Source organism: Paracoccus salsus (assembly GCF_021556615.1).
Classification (GTDB): Bacteria; Pseudomonadota; Alphaproteobacteria; order Rhodobacterales; family Rhodobacteraceae; genus Paracoccus; species Paracoccus salsus.
Genome location: NZ_JAKGGD010000019.1, coordinates 1 through 4,496, shown reverse-complemented (window position 1 = coordinate 4,496; position 4,496 = coordinate 1). Strand labels below are relative to the sequence as shown.

Genomic DNA, 4,496 nt, shown 5'->3' with positions numbered 1-4,496 from the left:
GCCATCCGGCTGCCTGATCAGGCAGAGCGCATCATCCGCACCGAATTCGCGCCTTTGGACGCCGTGCTGAGATCATTCAGGGGCAATCCTGCCGAGCAGATGCCAGCCACCACGGCCTATCTTCTGCGCGATGTCGATTTCGTCGATGGCGTGCTCTATGCGGCCAACGCCGAGCGGCATCTGCGCCGCCGCGAGGGCTCGCGTCTCATCCTGAACCGACCGCAGCGCAGTGTCTCGGGCGCGATGTACGAGACCTGGGTCGGCAATCGCTGGTTCGGCAACTGGTTGCTGGACGATTGCCTGACCTACCGTCTGGCCGAAGAGGCGGGGCAGCCGGTGACCTCGGCCGTTCTTCGCAGCGGCCATGTTCCGCGATACGCTGAATTGCTGTCGATGACGCCCGAACGCATCGGGGATGTGCATTTCGAGGAGTTGATTTTGTTCGATGACCAGGGCAGCAACAGCGGGCGGATGGCCCGCGCCCAGGACATGCGCAATCGGCTGCTGAAAGACCGCGACCTGCGGCCGAGTCCCGGCGTGTTCCTGTATCGCGGACGCAGCGGCGACGCCCGCATTCTGGAAAACGAGGACGAAATCGCCGGCAAGCTGCAAGACCAATATGGTTTCCAGGTGATTTTCCCGGAAGACGCCAGCGTGGACGAGTTGCTGAGTGCCTGCGGCGCTGCCTCCGTCGTTGCCGGTGTCGAGGGAAGTCAGCTGTGCCACGCGGTCGCGGTGATGCCGCCTGGCGCCACGCTTCTGACGCTGCAACCGGACAATCGGGTAACGAGCGCGCTGAAGATCCTGACCGATCGCTGGCGCCAGCGATTTGGCCTTGTGGTGGGTTGGGGGTCCGAACACGGGTTTCGTATCGCGTGGGATGACGTCCAACGGACCCTGGCGATGATCTGATTGCGCTGTGGCCCGCCGGGATCCGTTTGCGGGGTCTTTCGACTTGATAGGACCGCGGCTTCCTGACGGCGTCCCGGGATATCCCGATCAGCAACGAGGCTTCCGGGACCATGGTCGCCTGTCTGGCGAGGCCACAGCCACGGCCTGCAGGATCAGGATCGCGGCCAGAAGTTCGATGGCCTCTTCGGCACGGCCGCTGATGGTCGAAACCTGCTGGCTGACCTCGATGCCCCAGGGTGCCAGCTTGCGGGCCAGCCCGTCGAGTGTCTTTGCCACCACAAACAGGCAGATCGCGCCGGCCACCGGCAGGTCGCGCCCCTGCCAGGCGGTCAGACGCAGCCGCACACGCAGATCGCGCCGGAGCAGGCGCAGCCCGGCAGCGATGAGGGCGAGCAGGATGACCGCACCGGCGATCTTCTGCACCATCGGCGCATCCCCGGAATAGAGCCGCAGCGACAACACGCCCGACTGGGTGAAGGCCTTGTCCCAGTCCAGTTCCCGCAGCCCTGCGGCGAGCAGCAGGACGGCGAAGTGCCAATGCGATGCGTCGCCTCGACGAATCATGCGCCAGCCAACCCAGATCCCGGCGGCAAGAAGGAAAATCGCGGACAAGCGCTCGATCGGGCCGGATTCGTCGAAGATTTCCGCAATGTCATCCGCGACGGTCAGCTGCAACAACAGCGCCAGCAAGGCGATGAGGCAGATGATCGCGAGTGGAGGACCGGCATTTCGTCGGCGAACAGGAGCGGGTGATTTCATCCTGACCTTTCATGGAAGACGCATGGATCGATCGCGACACCTAGTGCTTTCAGGCCGGATTGTCACTCTGGCGCCCGTATCGTGCCCCGGAGCGGGATATGTGGAAAGGCAGGACCGGGTTTCCGCGGGTGGCCTTGCGCCATGGTCCTCGACATGCGGTCCGCAAGGCGCATCGGGCCTCGACACGGGACAAGGGGGTTCCTGCGATAACCTGCCCGACGCTCTCAGCGGAGGTGCAGACGATCCATGGCGGCTCAGGCTCGAAGCTGGTCGGGCAAGCGGACGGGATCACGTTATTTGTCGTCGCGCCTGTTGATCTTCGGACCACTTCCTGTCTATGAGGCGTCCATGCGCATGGACCCGGTGAAAGCCCGGGTGGCTCCTCCGGCCGCTGATCCGCCGGATAATTCTTTGACAAACCCGATGATTACGTGCCGGACCGTCTTGAGAAAGATCATCCGATGCTGGGTGCTGGACCGTCTATGATCCCAATTTCCGAATATCGCGACCAATGGTTCGGTAACATCCGCGGCGACCTGCTGGCGGGGATCGTCGTGGCGCTTGCCCTGATCCCCGAGGCTATTGCCTTTTCCATCATTGCCGGTGTCGATCCCAAGGTCGGGCTATATGCCAGCTTCTCGATCGCTGTCCTGATCGCGTTTGTCGGCGGAAGACCCGGGATGATCTCGGCCGCCACGGCGGCAACCGCTGTCCTGATGATCACGCTCGTCCGCGATCACGGGCTGGAATATCTTCTGGCCGCTACGGTTCTTGCGGGCCTGTTGCAGATCGGTGCCGGCCTGCTGAAGCTGGGGCGCTTCATGCGCTATGTCTCGAAATCGGTGATGACCGGTTTCGTGAACGCGCTCGCGATCCTGATCTTCATGGCGCAACTGACCGAACTGGACCTGACGGTTCCGGGCGTGACCTGGCTGACCTACGCGCTGGTGGCGGCCGGGCTGGCGATCATCTACCTGTGGCCACGGTTGACGACCGCAATCCCGTCCCCCCTGGTCACCATCGTGGTGCTGACCGTGCTGGTCACGGTCACGGGCTGGGATGTTCGCACGGTGGGCGACATGGGCGCCTTGCCCGATACCCTGCCGATGTTCCTGATCCCGGACATCCCGCTGAACCTGGAAACGCTGCTGATCATCCTGCCCTATTCGCTGGCCGTGGCGACCGTCGGTCTTCTGGAAAGCCTCATGACGCAGAATATCGTCGATGACCTGACCGACACGAAATCGAACCGCAATCAGGAATGCGTGGGCCAGGGCATCGCCAATACCGCCACCGGCTTCATCGGCGGCATGGCGGGTTGCGCGATGATCGGCCAGTCGATCATCAACGTCAAATCGGGCGGGCGCGGGCGATTGTCCGCTTTCACGGCAGGCATGGCGCTGCTGATCATGGTCGTCGGGCTGGGCGGCCTTGTCGCGCAGATTCCGATGGCGGCCCTGGTTGCGATCATGATCATGGTGTCGATCGGGACGTTCTCCTGGTCGTCGCTGAAGAATCTCAGGACCCATCCCCGGTCTTCCTCGGTCGTGATGATCGCGACGGTCTTCACGGTGGTCTATACCCACAATCTGGCGATCGGCGTGCTTGTCGGGGTCATGTTGTCGGGGATCTTCTTCGCCTCGAAAATCGCGCAGCTGTTCCGCATCAGATCGACATTGTCGCCCGACGGGCGCGAGCGTAGCTACCAGGTGGAGGGCCAGCTATTCTACGGTTCCGTCGAGGATTTTGCCGAGGCATTCGACTTCAAGGAAGCCGTCGAAAAGGTAACAATCGACGTCAGCAGGGCCCATATATGGGATATCAGCTCGGTCCAGGCGCTGGACATGGCGATCCTGAAGTTCCGTCGGGACGGCGCCGAAGTGCAGTTGATCGGCATGAACGAAGCATCCGAGACGCTGGTCGACAAACTTGCCATCCACGACAAGCCAGGCGCGCTTGACAAGCTGATGGCGCATTGAGGGGGTGGGCAAGATGACCGACAGGATACTCGCACTGGTGGACGGCTCGGCCTATTCCGAAAGCGTCTGCCAACACACCGCCTGGATCGCAGGGCGCCTGAACGCCGCCGTGGATGTCATGCACGTCCTCGGCCGCCGCGAAGGCGCCACGACCCAGAATTATTCCGGAGCCCTGACCCTCGGTGCACGCACGGCGCTGCTGGAGGAACTGGCGGCAGCCGACGAACAGCGCGCCCGGCTGGCTCAGACCAGGGGGCGCGCGATCCTCGAGGACGCACGGAAAATGCTTGAGGCCGACGGCACCGGACCGGTCCAGACCATTCTTCGCAAGGGCGACATCCTCGAAGCGGTGCAGATGGCTGAACCGGACTTGCGCGCCATCGTCATCGGCAAGCGCGGCGAGGGCGCGGACTTCGCGACGGGCCATCTGGGGTCAAATCTGGAACGGATCGTCCGCGCCTCGAAAGTGCCTGTTTTCGTCGCATCGCGTGCTTTCAAGCCGATCGCGAAGGTGCTGGTCGCCTATGACGGAAGTAGCTCGGCCATGAAAGCAATCGACCGCATGTCGAAAAGCCCGGTCTTTGAAGGGTTGGAGATCACGCTGCTCTACGTCGACGGTGGCAGTGGATCGGTCGGCTCCAAGCTTGATGACGCCGTCAAGTCTCTGGGCGCGGCGGGCCTTCAGGCTGCTGCGCGTGTCGTCAAGGGCGAGCCGGACGAGGTTCTGAAATCCATCGTGGCCTCTGAGGGCTTCGGCCTCTTGGTGATGGGCGCCTATGGCCACTCTCGTATCCGCAGCCTGATTATCGGTTCGACGACAACGGCGATGGTGCAATCCGTGAAGAT

General features: G+C 62.9%; 4 protein-coding genes and 1 other annotated feature. Of the genes, 3 read left to right on the top strand and 1 reads right to left on the bottom strand.

The window, feature by feature from the left end:
• On the top strand, positions 1-912 hold a 912-nt coding region (locus L1965_RS15865; protein ID WP_235757397.1), incomplete at its 5' end, for a glycosyltransferase family 61 protein.
• Between the two features lie 87 nt (positions 913-999).
• Here L1965_RS15865 and L1965_RS15860 read toward each other — a convergent pair.
• On the bottom strand, positions 1,000-1,671 hold the full coding sequence (locus tag L1965_RS15860) for a hypothetical protein (protein ID WP_235757396.1): 672 nt from the start codon (positions 1,669-1,671) through the stop codon (positions 1,000-1,002).
• A gap of 353 nt (positions 1,672-2,024) precedes the next feature.
• Positions 2,025-2,080 (top strand) — a sequence feature (sul1 is cis-regulatory element that is thought to sense ions involved in sulfur or methionine metabolism; They are found in Alphaproteobacteria).
• 73 nt (positions 2,081-2,153) lie between these two features.
• On the opposite strand from L1965_RS15860, the gene L1965_RS15855 reads away from it, so the two are divergent.
• Both L1965_RS15855 and L1965_RS15850 read left to right on the top strand, forming a co-directional pair.
• Positions 2,154-3,650: a SulP family inorganic anion transporter gene (locus L1965_RS15855; protein WP_235757395.1), complete on the top strand. Its 1,497-nt coding sequence runs from the start codon at positions 2,154-2,156 to the stop codon at positions 3,648-3,650.
• Between the two features lie 13 nt (positions 3,651-3,663).
• On the top strand, positions 3,664-4,496 hold an 833-nt coding region (locus L1965_RS15850; RefSeq protein ID WP_235757394.1), incomplete at its 3' end, for a universal stress protein.

What these genes read in the sequence shown, in the direction of transcription:
- L1965_RS15860 (WP_235757396.1), bottom strand. Translation starts at nt 1,671, where the DNA reads ATGAAATCACCCGCTCCTGTTCGCCGACGAAATGCCGGTCCTCCACTC.
- L1965_RS15855 (WP_235757395.1), top strand. Translation starts at nt 2,154, where the DNA reads ATGATCCCAATTTCCGAATATCGCGACCAATGGTTCGGTAACATCCGC.